This is a genomic window from Corynebacterium sp. 401_CJEI, from assembly GCF_001076435.1.
Lineage (GTDB): Bacteria > Actinomycetota > Actinomycetes > Mycobacteriales > Mycobacteriaceae > Corynebacterium > Corynebacterium jeikeium_D.
Genome location: NZ_JVIP01000026.1, coordinates 14,820 through 38,137, shown reverse-complemented (window position 1 = coordinate 38,137; position 23,318 = coordinate 14,820). Strand labels below are relative to the sequence as shown.

Sequence of the window (23,318 nt, the reverse complement as noted above, 5' to 3'; positions counted from 1 at the left end):
CGAGTCCGCGCTATACGTGGGCAGCGACGGTGACTCCGGCGTCGACGAGCCCTTGGCGAATCATACGGGAGAGTTCGACCGCACCAGGGGTGTCTCCGTGCAAACAAATAGAGTCAGCCTGCACGGTCAACGGTGAACCGTCGTAGGCGACGATTGGTTCCCCGCTAGCCATTGCAATGACGCGTTTGACGACGGCATCGGGTTCTACAATGACCGACCCCTCGAGTACTCGGGACACCAGAGTTCCATCGGAGTTGTAAGCGCGATCTGCAAAAGCTTCCCTAATCACAGGGAGGTCCGCGTCGAGGCTGAGCCGTTCGATGACCGACCCCGGCTGCGCCATAATGGCAAGCTCATCTCCGCAGGTGGAGCGAGCGAGCAGGAGCGCCTCCACCACTGCAGCGGCCTGATTTTCATCCACTGCGATGCGGTTGTAGAGGGCACCGTGGGGCTTGACGTAGGAAACTTCGGTACCCACCGCCCGTGCACATGCCGAAAGTGCACCAATCTGGTAGACGGTTTCGGCTCGCAATTCTCGATGTGAGTAATCCATGCGTCGTCGTCCGAATCCGGCGAGATCGCGGTAGGCGACGTGCGCGCCGATGCGAATTCCGCGCACGGCAGCTGCCTCACAGGTCTCCATCATGACGCTAGCGTCACCCGCGTGATACCCGCAGGCAATATTGGCACTGGTCGCAATGTTCAGCAGAGCGATATCATCACCCATCTTCCACGAGCCGAACGCTTCCCCAAGGTCAGAGTTGAGATCGATAGTGGCGCCCATAAACGTCACCGCTCCTTCCAAGTAATAATGCTGGTCTTTGTACCGTTGTTATGTTGGTTCTCATCTGAGCTGTGCGAGAAACCGGGGGGGATTAGCCGAGCATTTCAAACACACCGCCGAATGAGCGCCACGCCAAGAACCAGGCGACTGCGACACCCAAGATTCCGATAGCCGCCAACCACTTCGGGTACTTGTAACCATTCATGAGATCCGCACGGAACAGCGCGATGTAAATCAGCACAGTAACGCCAATTGGAAGAACCAAACCATTGAAGGCTCCGGCGAAAACCAACAGCGTCGCTGGAGCCGTACCGATGACACCGAAGAGCAGCGTGGAGATTGCAATTAGGACAATGGTGATCGTGTTTTGAGTCTTGGCTCCAGCACCCGAGGAACGAGTCAGAAATGTTGCTGAGGTGTAGCTGGCACCCACAATCGACGAGATTCCCGCAGCCCACAGGACAACGCCAAAGAAGCGCATACCCCAATCTCCTGCCGCAGCTTGGAATGCCTCTGCAGCGGGGTTTCCATCCGTATTGAGGACCACGCCACCCGCAACCACTCCCAAGACAGCTAGGAAAAGGAGGAAACGCATGATGGCTGTGACGATGATGCTCGTAACAGATGAGCGAGTGGTCTGTGCGAGGTTCTCTACACCGCCGGCGCCAGCATCAAGCATGCGGTGAGCGCCAGCGTAAGTAATGTACCCGCCAACAGTGCCACCGACGAGCGTGATGATTGCCAACAAGTCAATCGTGTCGGGCATGACCGTGTTCTTCAGTGCTTCCCCTACTGGCGGGTTAGAACTGAACGCCACAATTCCAGTGACCAGAATCATCACGACACCGAGCACAACGAGTGCCTTGTCCAGCGCCATACCCGCCCGACGGGAGAGGAAGAAGCCAATGGCGAGGATTGCAGTAACAATGCCGCCAATCTTTGCGTCCACGCCCAACATCGCGTTCGCACCAAGTCCAGCACCGCCGACGTTGCCAATATTGAAGACCACACCACCGATGACAATGAGAATTGACATTAACCAGCCCAGCCCCGGAAGCACGGCGTTGCCGAGCTCCTGCGCGCGGCGTCCAGAGACAGCAATCACTCGCCACACGTTGAGCTGAATCGCGATATCAAGAAGCACCGAGATCACAATGGCAAAGGCGAAAGCCGCGCCAAGCTTGGCCGTAAAGGTTGCGGTCTGGGTGAGGAAGCCCGGCCCGATAGCACTGGTCGCCATCAGGAATACGGCGCCGAGGAGTGCCGTTCGCCGCGCCTTATGGGCAGATGTTGAAGCGTCCATAGCGTAAGGCCTTTCCCTACAAGTCTGACGATTCCCACGTTGAAGGATTCCCACGTTGAAGATCGCCTGCACAGAGATTGTTGAACAATGTCTCGTATGTTAATTGGTGATGGCCGCCACACAAAAGTGCTTTAGTAGTCTGTATTACATGACTACCCCCGGAAGCATCCTCGACGATCAGCCCCACACGTCCTCTGGGGAAAAACAACAAGACGTTTCAGTAGCGGATGTCACCGCAACTGTCCTGCGCCGAGAGATTCTCGCCGGAAAGCACTACAGTGGCGAGCAGCTCCGTGAAACCCAACTTGCTGCGCGACTGCAGGTCAGTCGCAACACCATCCGACAGGTCTACCGCAAGCTGGAATCTGAGGGGCTACTTACTCACATCCCTCATCACGGCGTGTTTATCGCTTCCTTCGACAAACAACGCATCCGCGAACTGTATGCCTTTCGCCATGTCGTCGAATGCGGAACACTGCGATCGCTAAGCAAGAGCCAGGCAAAGCTCCTCGGCGAAGAGATTCTTTCTATTTGTGGTTCACAGTCATCATTGAACCTTCCCGAACGGAATAATGCCTTTCACCTCGCCATCGTCAGAGCTTCCGGGTCCCCCGACCTGTTAGCCACCGCCGAATCAATTCAGGCCCAACTCCGTCTTTGCTTCCTCTCCTACCCCCAAAGCATCGAACTCCATGCCCGATACGCCGATCGCCACATCAGTATCGCCAAAGTTCTCATCGAGGACACCCCAAACCACGCCGCCGACCTCCTCAGCGCCTACCTCAATGAGTCGTTCAGTGCCGTCACCGCTGCCCTCCCGCTTGCCGACCGTTGATAATTAGCTGCTAGGACTAAAGTGATGGACATGGCAGCAAATTCAGGCAACGCATACGCAATGACCATTCCGGAGTTCGGCCCCGCTGACATTTTCACCAGGACACTTATCGATCATGCTCAGCCCGGTCCCGGCGAAATCCTGGTCAAAACCACAGCCATCGGCGCGAATCCGCTGGATTACAAGATGCGCGATGGCTCTTCCGGTCTGTGCGCAAAGTTCACCCCTCCCGCCGTCCTCGGACGCGAAGCCGCTGGCGAAGTCGTTGCCGTCGGCGAAGGTGTGGACAACTTCCACCCCGGCGACCGAGTCTTCGGCATGCGCGGCTTCGATGACTTCCGCGGCACCTACGCAACGCACAACGTCTTCCCCGCCGACGGTGTGGTTCGAACACCCGATTCGCTTGACGACGTAACCGCTGCGGGCCTTGCCCTAGTGGGAATCACGGCGACCGTGGCTGTCGATCAGCTAGCGAAGGTAAAAAGCGGTGACACCGTACTCATTCATGGTGCCGGCGGCGGCGTTGGCCAGCTGATGACGCAGCTGGCAGTTGCCCGTGGCGCAACTGTGTTGGCCAGTGCGTCGTCACGCCATCATGAAAAACTAGTGGGCTTTGGCGCGCAGCATCTTGATTACACAGCGGAAGATGTATTCGAGGTTGTGCGTCGACGGTTCCCCGAGGGCGTAGATGTTGTGCTCGATGGCGTGTACTTCGACACCTTCCTGCCCTCGCTGGATGTGTTGCCATCGGATGGTCGGATCGTGGCGCTACCTTCACTGGCCGATCTGGCACCGGCGAAGGAACGTGGCATTGAGGCGCACATTCCGGCTATTTCGAATGACACGACTATTTACGCCGACCTGGCCGACCGCGTGGTTGCCGGTGAGATTTCACTTCCTATCGGACTGACTAAGAATCTCACCGAGGTCGCGGAGGTCCACCGAGTATTGGAAGACGGGCACGCTGACGGCAAGATTGTGATGACCGTCGAGTAAACCAGGTGCGTTACTACAGCTCGCGACGAGCGTTCTGATACGTCTTCGTCAGCGAGCACCACAGCGCGTCGGCATCAGAGATGGCTTCCACCAGCTCCCGGTTGGTCATAGTTTCACGCTGCTCGCGCAGTCGGTTGTTTAGCTTCCGAGCACGAGAGAGCTCACCGCGTAGCTCGATGAGCTCCGGCGTAGCCTCACCGGAGGCAAATACATCTTTGTAGATGGTGCCGACACCCATTGTGGTGTTCACGTTGTCCCAGGCAGAGAGGATTGCGGTGAGCTGGTACTCGGTGTCCATGGCAATCTGTTGCAGCTCAGCGTGATTACGCTCGGCGAGCTCGTGCGCCTCAGCGCTGCGGCGCACACCGACCCACGCCTGGTATGCAATGAGAATCGCAAGCACCAAGCCCGCAACTGGCAATGCATATTGCAGAATCCACAGCGTGACACCGAAGAGCTGAACAATCAGGCCGAAGAAGAAAAATACGACAATGACCGTCGCGCACCCGTTGTCGGAGCCTGAGCGTTTACTCATCGCGGCGTCACCTCCGCCGCAGCATTCAAAATCGCATCGGCCCCCAGGTGGCTGGCGTAGCCAAGTCCAATGGCTGCTGCCAGAAGGAGTATTGCCAGCAGCGTATAGACGATTGCCTCTTTGACAGTGCTAGTAACCGCAATGCGCTGCTCTTCGTAGTCAACCAGGGCACGCATGTCTTTGGTCGAGGCATTCAATCGACGTTCGAGGTCAACCATGTGTTCCTGCTGCTCGGCGCGTGAGATAGCGATGGCATTCAACGGCACATCAACACTCTCGACACTGGCATATGCCTGCCGACGAGCACTCTTCACGCTGTCGAACGACACTGACGGTGCGGGTGGCACTTTCGTCGGCCCAGTGAGATTCCGCGACACCTTATAGTAAGAGCGCGCTGCGGCTCTCGTCAGTTGGTTGTTGGAGTCGCCTTGATTGCCCATAGTGCCGAGTCTGCCACATGAATTTTCTTTGGCTCGTTATCGCCCACCTCATCGATGATGGCGAAGACATGCATACCTGCATATGGTGCGGCTTCGGCTCGGAGCACGGTCCCCGGGCCTACCCCTGATGTAGCCAAATAGCGCAGCAATTCAGGATCGGAGTCGTTAATACGATCGACTACCACCATCGCGCCAGCTTCGATATCCGTCAGGTCAGTGCGCACTGCGCTGGCGATGGTACCGCTGGCGCTGGGAATTGGATCGCCATGCGGATCGCGCTCAGGGAATCCCAGCATTGCATCAATGCGACTAATGAAATCATCCGAGACCGCATGCTCAAGCTTTTCAGCTTCCTCGTGAACCTCATCCCAGGTGTATCCCAGAGTCGAGACCAAGAAGCTTTCAATAAGCCGGTGGCGACGCACCATGATCAGCGCAATATCCCGCCCACGGTCCGACAGGCTAATGCCCCGGTACGGCTCGTGGTTGACAAGCCCACGTGCAGCTAGCTTCTTCACAGCTTCGCTGGCGGTGGGCTTCTTTTCACCCATCCGCTCAGCGACGTCGCCTAGTGCCACTTTTTCACCGGTGCGCTCGTGCAAATCCCAAATGACCTTGAGGTAGTCCTGGGTCTTTGCTGGTAAATCCTCCACGTGCATTCTTTAAACTCTAGCGTTATTGCGTGTTGCCGCAATCTTGAGGGGGACATAGAAACAACCGGCGCACACGCCAATACAGCCACCAACTGACAAGTTCGCCGCCACCGCAATGAATAGCCCCACCAGGCCAATCGCGATACCCATCAATGGTGCTAACACGAATAGCAAACGGGTATCGTTCACTACCCCAACCAGCGCAGCTGCCGGGGCAGCCAACAGCGCGATGGATAAAATCGTGCCGACAGCCGGAATCAGCGCCACCAGAGTCAACACAATCAGCCCGCTGATGACCAACTGTGCTCTTCTCCTCGAATGCGCGACCCCGAAAGACTCCGGATCGAATGTGAAGTAAATCAGCTGGCGCCACCGAGCCACCAGCACCAACGCCACCAGCAGCAAGAGGCCACCGGACAGCACAATATCAATCTTGTTCACGTTAAGTACGCTGCCGACCAGGAAGCTTTCTACCTTCACCGGCAACGGGGCGAACCACTTGTTCAGGAAGTAGCCCAGTGCGAACCCAAATGTCAGCACAATTCCTGCCGCCGAGGACGTCGTTCCCACCTTTGACAGACCGAACAGTGCCCCAATCGGAATACACATCAGAAATGCTCCGATAAAGAGGAACACCGAAATCCACGAGTGGCTCAGGCCGAGCGCTGCCGCAATAACAACGCCCACAACCGCGCCGGGAAAAGTCGCATGTGTAATCGCTTCTGCGAAGAACACTTGTTTTCCCAGCACCGCGAGCACCCCAACTACTCCAGCCAGGGCTCCTACCAGTATCAGTTCGATAATGGGCAAAATCAGGATGCTAGACACGGTCTCCTCCCAGCACGACGCGCAGCCCCAGTGCCATGAAATACAGTCCCACCGAGGTCAGCGCGACGACTGCCTGAGGCGACACCGGCCCCAAAGGCACCAGTGCCAAACCAACGATTCCGCTGAGGCAGCCCACTGCAATCGCAATCGGCACCATCACATGAACTCGGCGAGTCAGCAGTCTCGCCGCCGCTCCCGGCACGACCAGATATCCGACTACCAGAAGCACGCCCACAGCGCTTGCCGACGACACCACGACCGCAGCAATCGCCGCGTTAATGGTGAGGTCGATGCCCCACACATTGACGCCTGCGGCTTTGGCACCGAAGCGATCAAAGGCAACAAACACCTGCCGGCGCCAGGTCACTGCGATAAGAACCAAGGCGATGGCACAGACAATCAGGGCGCTGGTGAGACGGGAGTCAGTGACTTCCAGCAGTCGCCCGAACATGAGCGCTTCCAGCTGTCCTGACTGGTCACCTTTCTTCAGCGAGAGAATCACACCGATGGAAAAGAAGCTGGTCAGTACAACTGCCACTCCGGCTTCCGACATGTGCGAGCGCGATACCAAGGTCAGTGCTACTGCCACTACCACCGCAAATGCTGCAGCCACCGGGATAATCATGTCGATGCCGCCGAATACGGCACCGGCCACAATTCCGGGAAAAATCGAATGCACCATGGCCTCGGCATTGAACTCGAGGCCACGCAGGTTCACGATGACACCGACCAGGCCAGAGACCGCCCCGAGGGCAATCAGCAGCACTAGTGGCCTGAACATGAAAGGCGCTACCCCAAGCTCATTCGCAAGCTCAGTCCACATAGGCTGGCACCAACTTCGAGGTCGCACCAAAAGCCGGCTGCTCCGCCACAATTAATGTGTTTTCGCAGGTCTCCTCAGCAAGAACAAGATCATGGGTGGCCGCGATAATTGCCGTGCCATTTTCCTTCAGTTCGTTGAGGAGATTCAGCAGCATCGCCCGATTTTCAGTGTCGAGGCCGTTGAACGGCTCGTCGAGAAGCACAAGTTGCGGACGTGCGACGATGGCGCGCGCCAACAGGACGCGTTGCTGCTGACCACCGGAGAGGTTGCCGAAACGTTCACTGGTGCGGTCGGCAAGCCCGACTTTGGCTAGCGCTGCGTGGATGCGTTCTTTGCGGTGTCCAAGCGGTTGGAAGGGGCGCAGTTCGTGCAGCACCCCCATGGCGACGACATCGAACGCCGTGACCGGAAAAGTGCGATCGAGGTCTGCCGACTGCGGGACGTAGGACACAATCTTCGCGTTGTTGTGCATCTCACCAGCGAGAAGACGAGTCCCACCCAGGATTCCGCGCAGCACAGTCGTTTTTCCAGAGCCATTGGCGCCGATGAGTGCAAGCCCGGTACCCGGCGCGACATTGGCGGTGATGTGATTGACGATGGGTACCGCCGTGTAGCCGAATGAGGCATCGCGGAGCGTGACTATGGGCTCGGCAGACATGGGGTTGGCTAAGTGGTTACGGCTCATTTGATGCCCTCTGGCAGGGGCGCGACAGTTCCGTCCCATGCCGTCACAACCTGAGTGACGTTGTGGATGATGGAACCGATGTAGGTCTCGCCATCACTGCCAGCCGGACCAAGGGAGTCGCCGTAGAGTGCGTCCTCACCAACGATGGCCTTGACACCTGCGGCCTTGGCGATCGCCTCAATTGATTTCGAGTTGTTCGAGTTCTCCGCAAACAGCGCGGTTGCACCCGAGTCCTTCACGGTCTTTGCCGCCTCGGCGATATGCGCGGCCGTGGCATCCTGCTGCTCGTTGAAATCAGACAGCGCTGCGCCGATGAAGTTGATATTGAACTCGTGGGAGAAGTATCCAAAGGCATCGTGGCTGGTAAACAGCACAGGGTCCGACACGGTGGCGATGGACTTATTTGCCCACTCATCCAGCTGATTCAGCTTCTCCTGGTAGGCCGCAACGTGGTCGGCGATGGTGGACTTCAGCTCATTGTCGCCACGTTCCTCAGCGACCTGTTCCAGGGCATAGCCGATATTGGCAACCTGGATCTTGGCGTTCTTCGGTGAGGTCCATACATGCGGATCGAAGCGGAATTCCGCCTCCTCACCGGGTTCTTCCGGCGGGAATGGCCATGGGGCGACATCAATCTTTTCCACCCCTCGGTCGATGGTGTAGTTACCATTCTTCGCCTTCTCTGGTGGCAGCGGCTTGGTTTTGTCCGTGTCCTTGGCTGCCTTCATGGCATCTACGTCACCTGCAGTGAGAACGCCACTGGTTACTGCCATCGTTCCGGAAAAGCCCGAGGACTCAATCGCCTGGTCCAGGAAGTGCTCCAAATCGACTCCGTTGACGAACAAGAGATCGGCGTTACCAGTCTTGGTCAGCTGCTCATGGGTCATTTCGAGCTCATGTGCTGTTGCATTCGGCGCCAACAGGCAGGTCAAATCAACTTCATCGATGTCCAGCTGCTTCACGTAATCACAAATCTGCGTCGTGGAAGCCACGACGTTGATTGGGTTCTCGCCGCTGGCTCCCTCACTGCCATCGCCACACGCTGCAAGGCCAGCGCCCGCTAGCAAGATCGAAAGGCCCGCACACATGGACTTAGCTGATCGCGAAAGTTTTCCGGAAATTGTCATGTTGGTGTCCGCTCTTGATTGTTTGTTATTGCTTTACGACGGCTACGCTGACCGGCCGCTTCAGTAAATCTGGTCACCTTAGGGGCGGTTGGAGCGCACTTCGCCGTTCATCTATCACGTGTGAGAGTAAACCTAACGACAACTATTTTCAACCTATTGAACTTAAGTGTTGTTGGCTTTACAGCCTTTCAGGATAAATAATGAACAAGGTCTCACCCCATACAGTTACACCGCTCCATCAACCGCCACACCACAACATCAGCCATGATGGAGACATGGAAGCGAAGATTTACCACAACCCCCGCTGCTCAAAGTCCCGCCAAGCTCTCGCCGTACTACGCGAGGCCGGAATCGAGCCGGAGATCATCAAGTACCTAGACACTCCTCCAACCAAGACCGAGCTGCGCTCGCTAATCGAGGCGGCCGGCCTGAGCGTCATCGATGCCGTGCGCACCAAGGAAGCAGAGTTCAAGGAACTGGGACTCTCCAAGGACTCCAGCGACGAGGAACTGCTGGACGCAATGGTCACACACCCACGCCTGATTGAGCGCCCATTTGTCGTCACCAATAAGGGGGTAAGGATGGCTCGCCCCACCGAGGCCATTAATGACATTCTCTAGGCAGTGACAAGCATTAATTGCTTTTACGCCAACCCCTCTCAAAGACCTCCAAGGCCGGGAGGTTAATGCCCCGTTAATAGAGACTGAAGTCTCTGTAAACTCAACGCTGAAACGATAAAGCTCCCCGCCTGCTGCCCTAACCACCCGCACAGGTTGCATTAGAGGCAACGGCGGCCTTCAGCGAAAGGACTGTCATTATGAGCAGTCAGAGGCTCGGCTGGCTCAGCGCACCCGGCCCAGCAGCTCCCCTCCCCGAGGAAAAAATTGCCCCGACCTACCGAACCTGGCGATTCAACGTGTTCATGGGCATCTTCATCGGCTACGCGGGCTTCTACCTCATCAGAAATAACATCCCCCTGGTGTCCGCCGTACTGGAAAAGCACGACCTACTTGGCGCAGCCGGAATCGGCATCGTAGCCAATGCAGTTCTGTTCTCCTACGGCCTATCCAAATTCTTCATGGCCATGCTCTCCGACAGGGCCAATGCCAGGTACTTCCTCCCACTTGGCCTAGCACTGTCCGCGGTCGTAAACCTCTTTGTTGCATTCGTCCCAGCAATCAGTGCCTCTGTTGCAATTTTCGCGACAGTCATGTTCATCAATGGCTGGTTCCAAGGCATGGGCTGGCCTCCTTCTGGACGCGTTGTCGTCCACTGGTTCTCGACATCCGAGCGTGGCACCTTGATGTCGATCTGGAACACTGCCCACAATGTCGGCGCCGCCGTCGGCGGTGCTCTGGCAGCCTGGGGCTTGCATTCGTTCGCCACTTCCGACGCCGACTGGACTCCCGCATTCTGGCTACCGGCAATTGTCGCGCTCGTGATTGCCGCCATCGCATTCCTGCTGATTCGAGATAACCCGCAATCCATGGGTCTGCCTCCGGTAGAGGAATACCGGAACGACCCGGACAAGGTCGAAGGAACTAATGACGAGGCACAAGAACCCTGGTTCACAATCGTCAAGAACCATGTTCTTACCAATCCGGTTATCGTCATGCTGGCGCTGGCCAATGTGTTCGTCTACGCACTCCGTTACGGAGTTCTTAACTGGATTCCGATTTACTTGACAAACGAATTGCACAAGACCAACGTCACGGGCGGAATCATCGGATTCATGCTCTACGAGGGCGCAGCAATTGTGGGCACCTTGCTGTGCGGATGGGTCTCCGACAAGGTCTTCAAGGGTTGGCGCTCAGGCGCCGGCATGCTCTTCCTGGTCGGCACCGGCATCACCATTTTCGCGTACTGGCAGCTACCCGCTACGGCACCATTGTGGATGTTCTACGTGCTCATCTCTCTGATCGGCGCACTCATTTACGGTCCAATCATGCTCATCGGACTGCAGGCCATCGACCTCTCGCCTAAGTATGTTGCGGGAACCGCAGCTGGTTTCACTGGATTGTTTGGATACCTTCTCGGCGCAACACTCGCCTCGACTGGTGTCGGCCTCTTGATCGACTTCGCAGGCTGGAATGTTACATTCGCAACCCTCATTGGCGTTGTCGCTATAGCGTTTGTCCTCATGATGTTCGTCGGCAAGTACGAGCGCGATGTCATGCACAAGGCAGATGAAGCCCGCACCAAAACAGCTCAATAACTGTCGGCCACGGTGTAGCTAGTCGAATCTCAACTTCACTCCGTGGGGCCAATACGGTCGCAAGGTCGCCAATTCATCGGTACACTCTATGTCACAAACGAAAAAACGCGAGTAGACATTACGAATGGAAGGAGACTTCACCATGGGACTTATGGACAAGGCCAAGGAAGCACTGAGCAACGAAGAGAACACCGATAAGGTTCTGGACAAGGCTGAGCAGCTGGGCAAGGAGAAGCTCGGCGAGGACAAGGCCGACCAGATCAAGAAGGCTCGCGACATGGCAGACGAGCGCCTGGGCGACGAGAAGTAAGCTACAGAGCTTTTCACCCCGCATTAGCACCCCACTTTCACAGGGGAGCTGGTGCGGGGTTTTGCTGTCCTTAGGAGATCCCACAGGACCGCTGACACGCCTTTATTGACAATTATTTTCACATTGTCCATCATTAGCCACGTGAAAACTATTGTCGATAGAGCTTCTCTTCCGCGTACTCGAAACCAAAAACTTCGAGCCCGGCTCTTCGGCTTTCTGTTTTTCCTGGCCGTCCCCGCCACAATCCTCTTGGCAATCTCCATCGGCCCCGCGGGAACAGGTTTCAGCAACGGCATCGTCGCACTGCTCACCCCGCTCATCAATACGCTTTCCGACGACCTCTCAGCTCTCAACCACCTCCTGCCAGAGATATCCCCTGCCACGCAATCACTTGTCTGGAGCATCCGGCTGCCCCGTGTCCTGTTGGCGGGGCTGGTCGGTGCCTCGCTCGCTGTCGCAGGCGCAACCATGCAGGCAGTCTTTCGCAATCCACTGGCGGAACCCGGTGTTACCGGTGTCTCCTCCGGTGCAGCAGTGGTAGCCGTTATTCTCATCGTCACTGGCGTGGCCGCGAAAGCGCCGTGGGTCCTCTCGGCAGGCGCATTCATAGGCGCGTTGCTGGCTGTCATATTTGTCCAGATCGTCGCCGGTCTCAATGGCGGCAGTGGAGCCACCCTGTTGCTCGTCGGCATTGCGCTCAATGCGTTCCTCGGCGCAGTCATCGCCGCCACCATCGCGAACGCGCCACACAGCGATGACGCACAACAGGCCATGTTCTGGCTCAACGGCGATTTAACTGCTGCCAATTGGCAGGACATTGCGCTGGCAGTCGGCCCCATTACCGTCGGCACGGTTATCCTGATGATGCTCATTCCCGAACTCAACCTGCTCCTCCTCGGCGAAGAACAGGCCGCTGCCACTGGTATGCGCACAGTCTGGATCCGGCAACTGCTACTCGCCCTGGCTGCTTTAGTCACGGCAGCGGGCGTCGCTGTCACTGGCGTTATTTCCTTTGTCGGATTGGTCGTCCCGCACCTGATTCGCCTTGCCATCGGCCCCGATCACCGCAGCCTGCTGCCCATTTCTATGTGCCTCGGCGCAGTATTTCTCATTCTCGCCGACCTCGTCGCCCGCAGTCTCTTTTCCCCAGTTGCTCTGCAAACTGGCACAGTCACCGCGTTCCTTGGCGCACCTGCGCTACTCGCGTTGATTCTTCGGCAAGGTGGTCGCCAGTCATGAGTCAGCAGACGCAAAATCTCACCGACCACGTCACTAAGCCAGACACCGACAGCACCGCGCTGCTGCGGGCTACCGATCTCAGTGTCGGTTACCGCAATCGGACCGTCGTAAGTGGCGTGAACCTTGCTATTCGACCTGGCGAAGTCCAAGGCATCATCGGCTCCAACGGCACCGGAAAATCCTCCTTGCTCCGTGCTATGGCTGGCATTGTGACACCGAGTTCGGGGCAGGTTGAGCTCCTCGGCGCGCCGCTGACGAAGCTTCGTGCCCACGAACGCGCCACTCGATTGGCGTACCTGCCGCAGCACACACCGGCCGATACTGCTATTGACGTTCGAACTGTCGTGGCACTCGGCAGGTACGCGCACCACCGTCGGCGTGACCGTTTCCGCAGCTCACTAAACTCCACGGACCACGACATCGTCGCCTACGCTCTCGACCGCGTCGGTGTCACCGCACTCGCCGACCGCCCTATCACAGCTCTGTCCGGCGGGCAGCGGCAATTGGTGTTCATCGCAAAGCTATTGGCACAACAGGCCAAGGTCATGCTTTTCGACGAACCCACTGCGGCCTTGGACATCGGGTTTCAGCTGGAAATCCTCGAGCTCCTCGGCGAGCTTGCCGACGAAGGCCACGGTATCGGAGTCGTCCTTCATGACCTCAACCTCGCGGCCCGCAGCTGCCACCGGCTCAGTGTGATTCACAACGGCGGATTGGAAGTCACTGGTTCCGCCGAAGAAGTGCTGACGCCTCCCCGAATAGATGCGATTTATCGCATCTCCAGCGCTGTCGATACGGATCCGCATACCGGTTCGGTGCGAGTGACGGCGTTGGCTCGGGCTCGCCCGGCTGACTGATTGCGGCTAACTGATTCCAGCTAGCGATAACGCAACCGAAAACTTTCCCAACAATCAAAACTCAACATTCAAGGAAGTACTTTCGTGTTTTCACCAACTTCTCCTATCTCTGCCTTGAAGCGAAACTCTAAAAAGGCCGTCACTCTGCCGTTGATTGCAGCTCTCCCGCTCGCTGCGGTGGTCGCTTGTTCTTCCTCGGAGGAGACGGCGCAGCAGCCGTCGTCAAGCGAAACTGCGACGAGCCAGCAGGCGCAGTGGCCGCGTACTGTTACCGTCGGCGACCACGACGTTACGGTGCAGAGTCAGCCGAAGCGCATCGTTGCACTGTCGACTGAGGTTGCGGATCTGGCGTTGGAACTGGTTGGGCCAGAGCGTGTCGTAGCCGTGACGAAGAATGCGCTCGATGAGAGCTCGGGTAATCAGGTTGAGCTGGCGCGTCAGGTGCCTAACGCGATTGCCAACTCCACGAAGCCGGATCCGGAGCAGATTCTGTCCTATGAGCCGGACATGGTGTTGATGACCAGCCGCCATGATCAGGAGCAGTCGGCAAGTGAGCTGCTGGGTGCCAGCGATGTTCCGACCGCGGCGTTTGCCAGCAGTGATTTCGCCTCGCCGAAGGCGCTGGCAGAGTCGGTGACCAAACTCGGCAAGTTGCTCGGAGCCGAAGATAAGGCGGCTGAAATGGTTGCCAAGATTGAATCGGAAACCGAAGAGATTCTCTCGGAAATTGACTCCACAACTAAGCCAAAGACGCTGGTCCTGTTTGCCCGCGGTGGTCAGAAGATGATTATGGGCATGCAGTCGGCGACGACGAATCTCGTTGAGCTGGCCGGTGGCGAGCCGATTTCGCCAAAGGGCAAGCGCCCGGGTGCCGTTCCCGCTGATCCGGAAACAATTGTGCAGCTGAATCCGGATGTCATTTTGATTCAGGATTTCCACGGCCAGGGCAAGGCTCCATTCCAGGAGTTGCTGGATAATCCGGCGCTTGCCGACGTCGCTGCGGTCAAGAATGATCGAGTGCAACTGATTGATGCGAAGACGACCTCTGGCACCGCCGGAATGCACATGCCCGATGGACTGCGTGAGATCGCTGACGCACTGGCTAAATAGAAAATAGGTTTTCACGTCGCTATGTGGATTCATGAAGCACTGACTTCCCCACCCCGCCGAATGCACTGGGTTTTGTTATCCAGCTGGGGGCGCAGCTTTTTCTTCGCTCTCAGTGCCGTGTCTCTTGGACACGCGCTCGATGCTCTAAGCAGTTTGTACGGCGGTGTCGCAGACACCAGTGGCGGCAACTGGTTTGGGCAGTGGGGACTTCATGAATCCCTGTCCGCTGCAATTGTGGCGGTCATTCTGGGAAGCCTCTGTGCTTATGTCACCGAGGCATTGCCACCACGGCTTGCTGGCGAGCAGGAAAAGCTGTGGCGCTCACATGTGGTTGGCAGTGTGCTGAAGCCGGAGTTTTCCGCTCCTGAACAAGCCCCGAAGCACGCGCATGGAAGAGGGCACGGTGGCGGGAAATCCGGTCACTCACACCGAAGCGCGTCCAACACTGGCGAAGGCCTACTCTTCGATGCCGCGACCACAAGCGTCGAACAGACCGCGAACTACCGAGCGACATTTCTCGCTCCCACGTTGGCCTCGTTTAGTGCTCCACTGATCATTTTGGCGGTCTGGGCTTTGTGGGTGGATACGAAAACCGCCTTGTGGCTGGCACTATTTTTCATTTCCACGCCGCTGATCATTATTGGTGCGGGAAAGATTCTGCGGAAATCCAATGCGACGTATCGTCGAAAGCAAGCGAAGGCCACGCATGCCTACTTGGAGATGCTCGAAGGGCTGGGAACATTCAAAGTTCTTGGAGCAATTGATCGAGTCATGGCACGTTTTGCCAGCCAAACTCGCACTGCGATGTCTGAGCTCACCGCCCTACTCGCCCGCAATCAGCTGATGATTATTGTCAACGACGCGGTTTTTGGTATTGCAATGTCGACGACCGCAATCGGTCTTGTCTTGCTGCGTTTGCAGGCAGATGCAATCAGCGTTGGCACAGCTCTCGCAGGCGTTTTCCTATCCGTTCTGCTCTACGAGCCCGTCAATCGCGTCGGCCGCACTTTCTACATCGGACTCGGCGGGCGCACGCATCGAAACGGAATAGTGGAGGTATTCGGTGAGCCTGCCGCTAAAGCGTTCACAACCGGAACAGCGCATTCCGCCAAAGCCTCCGCACCGCACGCACCGGAGATTTCCCTCCGCGATGTGAGCGTTGACATCGGCGAAAAGCGCATTCTCTCCGATATCAACCTGACAATTCCAGCCGGCAGCAGAGTCGGCATCGTTGGCCCCAGCGGTTCCGGAAAGAGCACACTCCTGCGTGTACTCGCAGGCCTACAGCCGCATTCCGGGGAAGTCTGCCTTGACAGCCACGCGCTTTCAACCCCGGAGTTGCTCGCCAACTCGCTGCTCATCTCCCAGCAACCAGCCATCTTCGGCACCACCGTCGCGGACAATCTTCGCATCGCATGCTCGGACGCAACGGCCGTCGATATGCGAAAAGCACTTCGCGACGTGCACTTACTCACCGAAATCGAGCAGCGCCCTGGTGGTCTCGATTCGGAGGTCGGCGATCAGGGCAATTGGCTCTCAGGCGGGCAACGACGCCGCCTGGCCATTGCGCGTGGTCTGCTCGGCGCCGCTCCGATTGTGCTTCTCGACGAGCCGACAGCGGACATCGATCGTCGGACGGAAGGTCTCATCAAGGAGTCCTTGACCCGCCTTGCTGAAGGACGAACGAGCATCATGGTCGCTCACCGCATGGAAGCGCTATCGGACGTTGATCTGGTCATTGTCGTCGCCGAAGGCCGGATCGTGGCTGCGGGCAAACCCGACCAACTGAGCACAAGCAATGAGTATTACGCACGAGCGCTGACCGAGGAGAGCTGACATGAACAACATCATCTGGTTGCTGCGCTTTTCCGCACAGGCTCGCGGAGCGCTCAGTGCATCTATCCTCGCACGCGTGGCTGGGCACATTCTGGGTGCATTGATGCTGGCTGTGCCCGCCTGGGCAATTGCCACAATTGCGCTGTCGAAGTGGGACGCAACCGACTCGTCGCAAAGCTTGAGCATGCAGTGGACGTGGGCGGTCATTGGCGTGGTTGCAGGGCTGGCGCTGTTGAAAGCGATTCTGCGGTATGTCGAGCAGTACCTCGGGCATCTGGCTGCATTTCGGCTGCTCGGCGAGCTGCGGCTGTGGATCGTCGAGCGTCTTATCCCGCAGGCGCCCGCGGTAACCGATGGGCTGGGTACTGCCAGAATCCACACGATTGCGATTCGTGATGTTGACCGTGTGGAAGTCTTCTTCGCGCACACAATTGCGCCCGCGGTGACGGCCGTACTAATTCCGCTTATGGCGGTCATGACAGCGGCATTGACTGCTGGAGCCCTGCCTGCGATTGCTCTGACGCTGACCTTCGCGGTTGGCTTTGTGATTGCACTCGCGGGCTCTAAGAAGGCGACTGCGGAGGCTTCCGCAACGAACTCCACACGCACGGACATTGCACAGTACATTGCCGATACGCTGCGCCTTCGGGAGGAAATCCTCATCTACGGCGCAGCCGAGCAGCGGCTGCGGGGATTGCGTGAGCTCGATGAACAGCTTGCTCAGAAAATGCGTGCAGGTGGCAAGCGGGCTGGACTGCGCTCTGGCGCGACCGGACTTCGGATTTGGGGTGGCAGCATTGCCGTCTTTTGTGCTGGTATCCCGGCGCTTTCAGCCGACTACCGTATGCTCCCTGCTGTTTTGGTGACGACGTCCCTGGTGGCGGGAACTGCTTCATCAATGGATTCGATCGAGCGCCTGGCATCTTCTCTGCCAGCAGGACTCAATGCAGTCACTCGGATCAGGGAGCTGGCCGCGCAGCCGCCGACTGTGGAAGAGCCGAAGCAGCCGGAGTCGCTGGACCTGCACCACGCGCAGACCGCGAGGGCCAACTCCGGCGACTCAGTCCCTGCCCTCGAACTGAGCGATGTCAGCTACCGCTACCCTGGCGCCGATAACCCTGCACTGACCAATATCAATCTGCGTATTGCCTCAGGCCAGTTCATCGGTGTGGTCGGCCCAACTGGTTCGGGCAAGTCCACACTCTCCCGGCTAATCCAGCGGCATGTCGATCCGGATGTCGGCGAGGTCATCATCAATGGCCACAATGCCCGTGACCTCGGCTCAACCAATGTCTGCCGAACGGTTGTTGTCGCAGATCAGAATCCCTTTCTCATGGAGGCCACCATCGCTGAGAATCTATGTCTCGGCACGCCTGATGGCTGCGAGGTTCCCGAATCACTGATGCACTGGGCGCTCGAACTCGCCGCCATCAACCCTGCTGAGATGCCGTTGGACAGGCCCATTGGCCGCCGCGCGCAGCGGCTCAGCGGTGGTCAGCGTCAACGTCTGGCGCTGGCCCGCACCTACTTACGCGCGGTACTAGCCGACGGCACTAAGCCCAATGACCTCGCTGCACACCTCGCCGGAAAGATTGTTATTTTCGACGAAGCCACCAGCCACCAGGATCCACTGACGCAGGCTCGTATCGTAGACAATGCCCGCGCATGTGGAGCGACCTGCATCTTTATTGCGCACCGACTTCAGACACTGGCCGAGGCCGATGACATCCTGGTCATCGAAAACGGCCAGCTCATCGAACGCGGCACGTATGACAACCTCCTCAACGCAGACGGCGCATTTGCTCGACTTGCGCGCGCCGAGGTCTAGGCTCCTTCTAGCTCTCCGCGCAGGTCTTCCGCAGCACCACCACGGTGTCGACAACGTTCTTGCCATCGATTTGCTTGACGACGTCACGCTGCGCCACCACCGCTTCGAGACTCTGCGGCTCGTGCGCAAAGAAATCAGTGACCTCATCCGCGCTGTAGAGCAGCTCGGGGTCTCCCGGGCCGTGGACTTCGTTGTCCGGATGGTGTGAGACTGAGACAAAGTAGCCACCCGGAGTGAGAGCCTCAGCGACGGCTCGCCAGAGGTTCTCCCTGTCCCTGCGCGGCAGGTGAATAAATGCGGCGACTACCAGCTCAAAGCTTCCTGCTTCCGGCTGCCAGTCTGTTAAGTCTTGCTGGACCAGGTTCGCAGAGAGCCCTTCAGCTGCCAACGCGGCTCCAGTATGTTCGAGCCCGACGCTGGAGAAATCCATGCCGGTGACATCCCAGCCCTGGCTGGCTAACCACACCGTGTAACGGCCACGGCCACAGCCTAGGTCGAGCGCACGTGAGGGGTCGGAGAAACCTTTCCAGATTACCTCAACATGCTGCGCGATTGTCGGATTCGGTTCGCCGCCAAAGAAAGAGCGCGAACCGTCACTTGCGGCCTCGCGATCTGCGGTGAATTTCCCATCCCAGAACTCTGCTGTCGACATGCTCACCAGGATAGACGGCACCGAGAGGCAATGCTGGACTACATGAGGTTCTGCGGAGGTTTGAAGTTCTACGGGGAGAGAATCTCCACCGGCAAACTGGCATCCTAGTGATCCTCGACGAGCTCGCGGAGCCGGGCAAAGATTGCCGCACCATCGTGGCGAATGCCGTCATGCTGGAATGCATTGGTCACATGTGGCCGCAGGTCCCGGTAGCAGTTGGCTGTCTCCATGGAGTACTCGAACGGCACGAAAATATCGTCGAGGTAAACCGCGGCTGCCGAGGTCGGGGCGTCGGCAAGCAAGCGTGCGGAATCATACGGCGAGCTTTCCCAGGTGTGCTGCGCAAATGCTTCCGCCTTTTCCTTGAAAGGAACGAGCGCGGGGTCCTCGTCGAATTGCCAGGGGAAAACGTGCTCACCGGTGAGATAAAACGGCTCGTCTCCTGCAGGATTGGCCTTTTCTTCAAAACCTGGGATTTCCTCGCGAATACGGTGAGCTGCCCAATTAGTTGTGGGCTGGTTCCCGACGCCACCATAAATGGATTCATGAATCGCGGCGTATAGCGGACCGTCGGCGAAACTCACGCGGGTCCCTACATCGGCCAGAAAATCGGTGCGCAATTGCTTTTCGCCATTGCGAATGTGGAATGGCTCTTCCAACAAATACGCCAGATTGTGGAATCCATCTCCGCGGCCTAATTCAATTCCGATGGTGCGGAATCGGCGAGAACTCAGTCGCTCACCGGTGGGGAGAGTTTCTGCAGATTGCTCGAGGTGCGCGCAGATTTCTCGAATTCGGTTTTCGGCCCACGGATACTCGCGATAAAAACGCTCGTGACGGGTGCGCAGCTTCGCATACGTCGTGCGATAAAGGTCGTCAGCACCACGGTCCAGAACAGGTAAACCGCCTGTGAGATAAGCGTGCTCCACGGATTCCGGATAGCGGCTGAGATACGAAGTAATACAAAACCCGCCAAAGGACTGGCCATACAGTGACCATTTGGCAATGCCCAAATGCTTTCGCAATGCTTCCGCGTCTTCGACGATGTATTCCTGACGCAATTGGGCAAGCCGCTCGGCCGGAACATCTGCAATATTGGCCGCATCAATTCGATGCGAGCGCCCAGTGCCGCGCTGATCCAGCAGGATGACGCGGAATTCCTTCAGCGCCTCACCGATTACTCCGCTGGCACCTACCGGACGCGGTGCCGGAAATCCCGGGCCGCCCTGCAAATAGACAATTGCCGGCGCATCCTCATTTCCTGGCGCATAGATTTCCCTGGCGAAAAGCTCAAATGTCGCGGCATTCGCAGCTTCGGTAAAAGGATCCCAGGGCACCTCAACGGTGTGTTCCTTAATAATGTACCCAAAATGCCTGCTTGCAGTACTCGTCGATGCCATGTCTCTGCCGCTCCTCTAATCCCGCTGCTCGTATTTCTTCATCAGCTTTGCGACGAGTAAATCGGTCGCCTCATCGTCCGCAAGAATTTGATCCAACATCTCCCGGTATTCCCGCTGCCGCAGTGCCGTATCTTCTCCGTAGTCATCATAGGAATCACCGGATAGGTCCACACCGAAATCGGATTCGTCGCTGTCATCCTGCACTGTCTCCTGCTGCGCCGTCGGCATGTGCAGATCCGCTGGGAAGTCCGCATTGAACTCCTCCAGGAATTCCTCCGCGTTGGCCTCGGCGTCGGAACGCGACACTCCCCTATCAACCTCAGCCTGAATGCGACGCTGCAGCGCTTTTTCCATCTGTCGGTGACGCCAGCTGCGGAGGCGTGCGGGCTCGAAACGTCGACCAACCTCGCGGCTCTTGCCCTCTGCTCGACGTGCGAGGACCGCAATCTGCGCCGCGGTGTCGTTCAGTGGCGCCCACTCCGAGTGTGCCGACACTCGCCAATTACCCCAGTACCCCAGCAGCGAAAGCAGGATGCTGACGATAGGACCAATGACCATGGACACGGCCATAAATCCCAAATGGTGGCCTCCGATGACAATGACCGCGCAAGCCACGGCCGGGATGACCGTGGGCTGGTTGCCGCCGAAAACAGCGGGTACTCGCCCGGTCACAATGTCGCGGATCATGGAACCACCAGTGGCGGTGAAAACGCCCATCATGATGCACGGCAGAATGGGCAGACCATACGTGACGCCTTTGACCGTTCCCGTAGCTGCCCAGAGTCCCGAGACCACAGCGTCACCGTGGACCTGAACGTATTCCCAGGTCTTTCCTTTGAAATAGAAAAATCGCGCAATGAGCGCACCAGTAAACGCCAGGATTAGGTACTCCGGCTGGCTCATTGCGGCGACGGTGCCCTGGTTAATCAGAACATCGCGAATCATGCCGCCCCCCAGTGCGGAGAACAGCGCAATAAAGAAGAACCCGATGATGTCGTAGCCTCGTTGCCGGGCGATGGTGCCACCGATGATGCCCATGAGCAGGACACCACTGACATCGGACCACCGGTACATCGACTCGATGAGCGGATCTACTTCTGCGACGTTCATGATGTTCAAGCTTAGACGCTGCTATTTTTCAAGCATCAACGAAAGGTCGGGATACCCATGCAAAACGCTGACACCTTTGCTTCAGCACGCCCCAGCAGCAGGCTCATGCGCGGCATCGCAACTGCTTCCCGCGCACACGATGGGCACTACCGAAAGGGCTCTGGCCTTCCCTATATCAGCCATCCGATGTCAGTGATGTTGATTGCGGCGAGCGTGACTAACGACGAAGACGTGCTGTTGGCAGCCCTCTTCCACGACATTTTGGAAGACGTGCCGGAAAACTACTCACGTGCCGAGATGGAAGATGAGTTCGGGCCTCGCGTGGTTGAGATCGTCGAGGGCGTCACCAAAGACTCTTCCCTGCCCTCGTGGCAGGAGCGTGCCGATGCCTACCTGGAGCAGCTTTCTCATGGCAGCGAGGAGTCCCTCATCGTGGCCGCTGCGGATAAGTTCCACAATCTCAGCCAGACTCTGGAGGATTTAGACCGCGATGGTCACGCTCTGTGGGACCGCTTTCGGTCTACTCCGAGCCAGCAACTGTGGTGGTACACAAGCGTCCGCAACGTGATTGCCGAACGACTGCCCGACATGCCTTTGCTAGCGGACCTGAGCGTTCTTATTGAGCGCCTCGATTCCTGGGTACAAGAGGCGTAACCTGCGAGTCAACAATTAAACCGACAATTAATCCAGGAATACACGACAGGAGAATAATAGTGACTTCGGTTAATGCTTCGTCCACAGCCGAACTGCCCACCACCACTCAGCAATGGGTTTTAGCGTCTCGTCCGTCCGGCCTGCCAACTGACGAGAATTTCCGCCTCGAGACCGTCGATTTGCCTGAGCTTAACGACGGCGACATTTTGGTAGCCAACTCGGTCGCTACCGTTGATCCCTATATGCGCGGCCGCATGAACGACACCAAGTCGTACATCCCACCATTCCAGCTCGACCAGCCAATGACTGGCGGTGCTGTAGGCACCGTCCTTGCGTCCAAGTCGGATAAGTTCCAGGTTGGCGACGCTGTCCGCCACTCTTACGGCTGGCAGACCAACGCTGTTATTGCCGATTCCGAAGCAACTCCGGTTGACCTCAACGTTGCTCCAGCTGCTGCCTACCTGGGCATCCTTGGTCTTACTGGCCTTACTGCTTACGTTGGTCTGAGTGCCGTCGGAGAGATGAAGGAAGGCGACGTCGTCTTTATCTCTGGCGCTGCTGGCGCAGTTGGCTCGGCTGCTGGTCAGTTCGCCAAGCAGATGGGCGCTTCCCGCGTCATTGGCTCCGCCGGCTCGGACGAGAAGGTTAAGCGCCTGCTCGAACTCGGCTTTGATGCCGCTTTTAACTACAACGACGGCCCGGTTGCAGAGCAGCTAGCAAAGGCGGCACCAGAGGGCATTGACTTCTACTTCGACAACGTTGGTGGAGACCACCTGGAGGCAGCCATCGGCGCGATGCGCACCTTTGGCCGTGTCGCTATGTGTGGCGCAATCTCCCAGTACAACAACACCGGAGCTCCGACCGGACCACGCAACCTAGCTCTGGCCATTGGCAAGTGCATTACGTTGCGCGGCTTCGTATTGGGCAAGTACCTGCACCTGGCAGGTGAATTCCAGGAGCGAATGGCTCCGCTGGTCGTCAGCGGTAAGGTCGCTTACGATGTCACCACTCGCCACGGTATCGAGAACATGCCAGCTGCATTCCTCGAGCTGTTTAGCGGAGGCAACACCGGCAAGATGGTCGTAGAGTTCTAACGAA

Annotated in this window: 24 protein-coding genes; 12 read left to right on the top strand and 12 right to left on the bottom strand. The window is 57.7% G+C overall.

The window, feature by feature from the left end; translation table 11 throughout:
- Positions 1–10: 10 nt before the first annotated feature.
- Together ADM64_RS06630 and ADM64_RS06625 are read right to left on the bottom strand one after the other, a co-directional pair.
- Entirely contained in the window at positions 11–784 is a 774-nt protein-coding gene (locus tag ADM64_RS06630; RefSeq protein ID WP_049193632.1) for a LamB/YcsF family protein, read from the bottom strand.
- Positions 785–875: 91 nt separating this feature from the next.
- The gene (locus ADM64_RS06625) at positions 876–2,087 is read right to left on the bottom strand and encodes an NRAMP family divalent metal transporter (RefSeq protein WP_049193630.1); all 1,212 of its coding nucleotides are present in this window, start codon (positions 2,085–2,087) and stop codon (positions 876–878) included.
- Positions 2,088–2,235: 148 nt separating this feature from the next.
- Here ADM64_RS06625 and ADM64_RS06620 point away from each other — a divergent pair, with 148 nt between their 5' ends.
- Positions 2,236–2,922 carry a GntR family transcriptional regulator gene (locus ADM64_RS06620; protein ID WP_049189356.1) on the top strand — a complete coding sequence of 229 codons (687 nt, stop codon included), beginning with the start codon at positions 2,236–2,238 and terminating at the stop codon, positions 2,920–2,922.
- Positions 2,923–2,952: 30 nt separating this feature from the next.
- Positions 2,953–3,918 (top strand): NADP-dependent oxidoreductase, encoded by a 966-nt coding sequence (locus tag ADM64_RS06615; protein WP_224784254.1) that lies wholly within the window; start codon positions 2,953–2,955, stop codon positions 3,916–3,918.
- A gap of 13 nt (positions 3,919–3,931) precedes the next feature.
- Here the strand turns inward: ADM64_RS06615 and ADM64_RS06610 are convergent, their stop codons facing one another.
- The 7 genes from ADM64_RS06610 to ADM64_RS06580 all read right to left on the bottom strand — a co-directional run bounded on the left by ADM64_RS06610 (position 3,932) and on the right by ADM64_RS06580 (position 9,009).
- Positions 3,932–4,453, bottom strand: a complete 522-nt coding sequence (locus ADM64_RS06610; RefSeq protein WP_049193626.1) for a hypothetical protein — start codon at positions 4,451–4,453, stop codon at positions 3,932–3,934.
- Positions 4,450–4,767 carry a hypothetical protein gene (locus ADM64_RS06605; protein ID WP_126107947.1) on the bottom strand — a complete coding sequence of 106 codons (318 nt, stop codon included), beginning with the start codon at positions 4,765–4,767 and terminating at the stop codon, positions 4,450–4,452. Before ADM64_RS06605 ends, ADM64_RS06610 begins: the two co-directional genes overlap by 4 nt.
- A gap of 92 nt (positions 4,768–4,859) precedes the next feature.
- On the bottom strand, positions 4,860–5,552 hold the full coding sequence (locus ADM64_RS06600; RefSeq protein WP_049172669.1) for a metal-dependent transcriptional regulator: 693 nt from the start codon (positions 5,550–5,552) through the stop codon (positions 4,860–4,862).
- A 3-nt stretch (positions 5,553–5,555) separates the two neighbouring features.
- Positions 5,556–6,374, bottom strand: a complete 819-nt coding sequence (locus tag ADM64_RS06595; RefSeq protein ID WP_016422354.1) for a metal ABC transporter permease — start codon at positions 6,372–6,374, stop codon at positions 5,556–5,558.
- Entirely contained in the window at positions 6,367–7,197 is an 831-nt protein-coding gene (locus ADM64_RS06590) for a metal ABC transporter permease (protein ID WP_016422353.1), read from the bottom strand. Before ADM64_RS06590 ends, ADM64_RS06595 begins: the two co-directional genes overlap by 8 nt.
- Positions 7,187–7,882 carry a metal ABC transporter ATP-binding protein gene (locus ADM64_RS06585; RefSeq protein WP_049193622.1) on the bottom strand — a complete coding sequence of 232 codons (696 nt, stop codon included), beginning with the start codon at positions 7,880–7,882 and terminating at the stop codon, positions 7,187–7,189. The genes ADM64_RS06590 and ADM64_RS06585 overlap by 11 nt, the downstream gene beginning before the upstream one ends.
- The gene (locus tag ADM64_RS06580; protein WP_049193620.1) at positions 7,879–9,009 is read right to left on the bottom strand and encodes a metal ABC transporter substrate-binding protein; all 1,131 of its coding nucleotides are present in this window, start codon (positions 9,007–9,009) and stop codon (positions 7,879–7,881) included. Before ADM64_RS06580 ends, ADM64_RS06585 begins: the two co-directional genes overlap by 4 nt.
- Before the next feature lie 275 nt (positions 9,010–9,284).
- Between ADM64_RS06580 and arsC the strand changes: the two genes are divergently transcribed.
- The 8 genes from arsC to ADM64_RS06540 all read left to right on the top strand — a co-directional run bounded on the left by arsC (position 9,285) and on the right by ADM64_RS06540 (position 18,404).
- Positions 9,285–9,629 carry an arsenate reductase (glutaredoxin) gene (gene arsC / locus ADM64_RS06575; protein ID WP_049189324.1) on the top strand — a complete coding sequence of 115 codons (345 nt, stop codon included), beginning with the start codon at positions 9,285–9,287 and terminating at the stop codon, positions 9,627–9,629.
- A gap of 197 nt (positions 9,630–9,826) precedes the next feature.
- Positions 9,827–11,224 carry an MFS transporter gene (locus tag ADM64_RS06570; protein WP_049189323.1) on the top strand — a complete coding sequence of 466 codons (1,398 nt, stop codon included), beginning with the start codon at positions 9,827–9,829 and terminating at the stop codon, positions 11,222–11,224.
- Positions 11,225–11,366: 142 nt separating this feature from the next.
- On the top strand, positions 11,367–11,534 hold the full coding sequence (locus tag ADM64_RS06565) for an antitoxin (RefSeq protein ID WP_080969535.1): 168 nt from the start codon (positions 11,367–11,369) through the stop codon (positions 11,532–11,534).
- Positions 11,535–11,675: 141 nt separating this feature from the next.
- Positions 11,676–12,773, top strand: a complete 1,098-nt coding sequence (locus ADM64_RS06560) for a FecCD family ABC transporter permease (protein WP_224784253.1) — start codon at positions 11,676–11,678, stop codon at positions 12,771–12,773.
- Positions 12,770–13,630, top strand: a complete 861-nt coding sequence (locus tag ADM64_RS06555) for an ABC transporter ATP-binding protein (protein ID WP_049193616.1) — start codon at positions 12,770–12,772, stop codon at positions 13,628–13,630. Before ADM64_RS06560 ends, ADM64_RS06555 begins: the two co-directional genes overlap by 4 nt.
- A gap of 84 nt (positions 13,631–13,714) precedes the next feature.
- Complete coding sequence (locus ADM64_RS06550) at positions 13,715–14,740, top strand: ABC transporter substrate-binding protein (RefSeq protein WP_049172654.1); 1,026 nt, start codon at positions 13,715–13,717, stop codon at positions 14,738–14,740.
- 117 nt (positions 14,741–14,857) lie between these two features.
- Positions 14,858–16,576, top strand: a complete 1,719-nt coding sequence (locus ADM64_RS06545) for an ABC transporter ATP-binding protein (RefSeq protein ID WP_224784252.1) — start codon at positions 14,858–14,860, stop codon at positions 16,574–16,576.
- A 1-nt stretch (position 16,577) separates the two neighbouring features.
- Positions 16,578–18,404 carry an amino acid ABC transporter ATP-binding/permease protein gene (locus ADM64_RS06540; RefSeq protein WP_049193613.1) on the top strand — a complete coding sequence of 609 codons (1,827 nt, stop codon included), beginning with the start codon at positions 16,578–16,580 and terminating at the stop codon, positions 18,402–18,404.
- A 7-nt stretch (positions 18,405–18,411) separates the two neighbouring features.
- On the opposite strand, the gene ADM64_RS06535 is transcribed toward ADM64_RS06540, so the two are convergent.
- The 3 genes from ADM64_RS06535 to ADM64_RS06525 form a co-directional block, all read right to left on the bottom strand.
- A complete protein-coding gene (locus ADM64_RS06535) occupies positions 18,412–19,056 on the bottom strand; it encodes a class I SAM-dependent methyltransferase (RefSeq protein ID WP_049193612.1) in 645 nt (214 codons plus the stop codon).
- Between the two features lie 104 nt (positions 19,057–19,160).
- A complete protein-coding gene (locus ADM64_RS06530; protein WP_049193610.1) occupies positions 19,161–20,456 on the bottom strand; it encodes an alpha/beta fold hydrolase in 1,296 nt (431 codons plus the stop codon).
- A gap of 15 nt (positions 20,457–20,471) precedes the next feature.
- Positions 20,472–21,566: a trimeric intracellular cation channel family protein gene (locus ADM64_RS06525; RefSeq protein ID WP_016422340.1), complete on the bottom strand. Its 1,095-nt coding sequence runs from the start codon at positions 21,564–21,566 to the stop codon at positions 20,472–20,474.
- 57 nt (positions 21,567–21,623) lie between these two features.
- On the opposite strand from ADM64_RS06525, the gene ADM64_RS06520 reads away from it, so the two are divergent.
- Together ADM64_RS06520 and ADM64_RS06515 are read left to right on the top strand one after the other, a co-directional pair.
- A complete protein-coding gene (locus ADM64_RS06520; RefSeq protein ID WP_016422339.1) occupies positions 21,624–22,220 on the top strand; it encodes an HD domain-containing protein in 597 nt (198 codons plus the stop codon).
- Between the two features lie 59 nt (positions 22,221–22,279).
- A complete protein-coding gene (locus tag ADM64_RS06515; protein WP_187400067.1) occupies positions 22,280–23,314 on the top strand; it encodes an NADP-dependent oxidoreductase in 1,035 nt (344 codons plus the stop codon).
- Positions 23,315–23,318: the final 4 nt, after the last annotated feature.

What these genes read in the sequence shown, in the direction of transcription:
- ADM64_RS06610 (WP_049193626.1), bottom strand. Translation starts at nt 4,453, where the DNA reads ATGAGTAAACGCTCAGGCTCCGACAACGGGTGCGCGACGGTCATTGTC.
- ADM64_RS06600 (WP_049172669.1), bottom strand. Translation starts at nt 5,552, where the DNA reads ATGCACGTGGAGGATTTACCAGCAAAGACCCAGGACTACCTCAAGGTC.
- ADM64_RS06585 (WP_049193622.1), bottom strand. Translation starts at nt 7,882, where the DNA reads ATGAGCCGTAACCACTTAGCCAACCCCATGTCTGCCGAGCCCATAGTC.
- ADM64_RS06590 (WP_016422353.1), bottom strand. Translation starts at nt 7,197, where the DNA reads ATGTGGACTGAGCTTGCGAATGAGCTTGGGGTAGCGCCTTTCATGTTC.
- ADM64_RS06555 (WP_049193616.1), top strand. Translation starts at nt 12,770, where the DNA reads ATGAGTCAGCAGACGCAAAATCTCACCGACCACGTCACTAAGCCAGAC.
- ADM64_RS06630 (WP_049193632.1), bottom strand. Translation starts at nt 784, where the DNA reads ATGGGCGCCACTATCGATCTCAACTCTGACCTTGGGGAAGCGTTCGGC.
- ADM64_RS06520 (WP_016422339.1), top strand. Translation starts at nt 21,624, where the DNA reads ATGCAAAACGCTGACACCTTTGCTTCAGCACGCCCCAGCAGCAGGCTC.
- ADM64_RS06530 (WP_049193610.1), bottom strand. Translation starts at nt 20,456, where the DNA reads ATGGCATCGACGAGTACTGCAAGCAGGCATTTTGGGTACATTATTAAG.
- ADM64_RS06580 (WP_049193620.1), bottom strand. Translation starts at nt 9,009, where the DNA reads ATGACAATTTCCGGAAAACTTTCGCGATCAGCTAAGTCCATGTGTGCG.
- ADM64_RS06565 (WP_080969535.1), top strand. Translation starts at nt 11,367, where the DNA reads ATGGGACTTATGGACAAGGCCAAGGAAGCACTGAGCAACGAAGAGAAC.
- ADM64_RS06570 (WP_049189323.1), top strand. Translation starts at nt 9,827, where the DNA reads ATGAGCAGTCAGAGGCTCGGCTGGCTCAGCGCACCCGGCCCAGCAGCT.
- ADM64_RS06620 (WP_049189356.1), top strand. Translation starts at nt 2,236, where the DNA reads ATGACTACCCCCGGAAGCATCCTCGACGATCAGCCCCACACGTCCTCT.
- ADM64_RS06535 (WP_049193612.1), bottom strand. Translation starts at nt 19,056, where the DNA reads ATGTCGACAGCAGAGTTCTGGGATGGGAAATTCACCGCAGATCGCGAG.
- ADM64_RS06615 (WP_224784254.1), top strand. Translation starts at nt 2,953, where the DNA reads ATGGCAGCAAATTCAGGCAACGCATACGCAATGACCATTCCGGAGTTC.
- ADM64_RS06625 (WP_049193630.1), bottom strand. Translation starts at nt 2,087, where the DNA reads ATGGACGCTTCAACATCTGCCCATAAGGCGCGGCGAACGGCACTCCTC.
- ADM64_RS06525 (WP_016422340.1), bottom strand. Translation starts at nt 21,566, where the DNA reads ATGAACGTCGCAGAAGTAGATCCGCTCATCGAGTCGATGTACCGGTGG.
- ADM64_RS06540 (WP_049193613.1), top strand. Translation starts at nt 16,578, where the DNA reads ATGAACAACATCATCTGGTTGCTGCGCTTTTCCGCACAGGCTCGCGGA.
- arsC (WP_049189324.1), top strand. Translation starts at nt 9,285, where the DNA reads ATGGAAGCGAAGATTTACCACAACCCCCGCTGCTCAAAGTCCCGCCAA.